We start from the raw sequence: 674 nt of genomic DNA, 5'->3' as shown, positions 1-674 counted from the left end.
TTGTCGTCCTCGTCGGCATCACCCAGGTAGGTCAGGTAATTCACGCCCACTTGCAGGCCGGTGCGATGAGTGAAATCCGCGCCGATGCTGAAGCGATGATCACCTTCGCCCCCGATGCCGCCGGTGAGCGTGCGACCGCTCAACTGACGGGAGTAGGCGACGGGCACGCTCAAATCCCAGTCCTGGGTCAGGCCCGGATAGCTCAGCGACAGGCTGCTGGAGAACGCCAGGCCATGACCCGTGTAGTAAAGATCGTCGGTTTCCGTTCCCGGAATCCCGTTCAGACCGGTCTTTTCAACATCCATCACGTCCACGTAGGACAGTTCGGCGGTCAGGTTGACCGTATCGGCGATCCAGGAGCGGCCGAAGTTGACGATGGCGTTGACGTTGGTCTGCATGATATCGGCACGGGCGGCCGATGGCATGGAGATGCTGTAGCCTGGTGCCACGGGCAGCTGAGTGCCCACCAGAACCGGCGCGCCCTTCTTGTAGGTCAGTTCACCGGCAATGGAGGCCATGCCCAGGCTGGTGGTCATGGTGGCACCGTAGAGCTCGATGTCGTCGAAGTAGCGAATCTGGTAGGTGTTGTTCAGGGCGTTGTACTGCGTCAGCGGAATGCGATCGCTGTAGCGCAGGTAGTACAGGCCCCACTCGGTTTCCAGGCTGGTGCGGAA

General features: G+C 61.0%; 1 protein-coding gene. It reads right to left on the bottom strand.

Annotated elements, in window-relative coordinates; translation table 11 throughout:
• Positions 1-674, bottom strand: a 674-nt coding sequence (locus KTN04_RS16655) for a DUF1302 family protein (protein ID WP_217336343.1), incomplete at both ends; no start/stop codon positions are given.

The sequence above is a fragment of the Marinobacterium weihaiense genome, from assembly GCF_019061305.1.
In the GTDB taxonomy this organism is placed as follows: Bacteria; Pseudomonadota; Gammaproteobacteria; order Pseudomonadales; family Balneatricaceae; genus Marinobacterium; species Marinobacterium weihaiense.
This window is presented reverse-complemented; position numbering and strand designations above follow the sequence as displayed.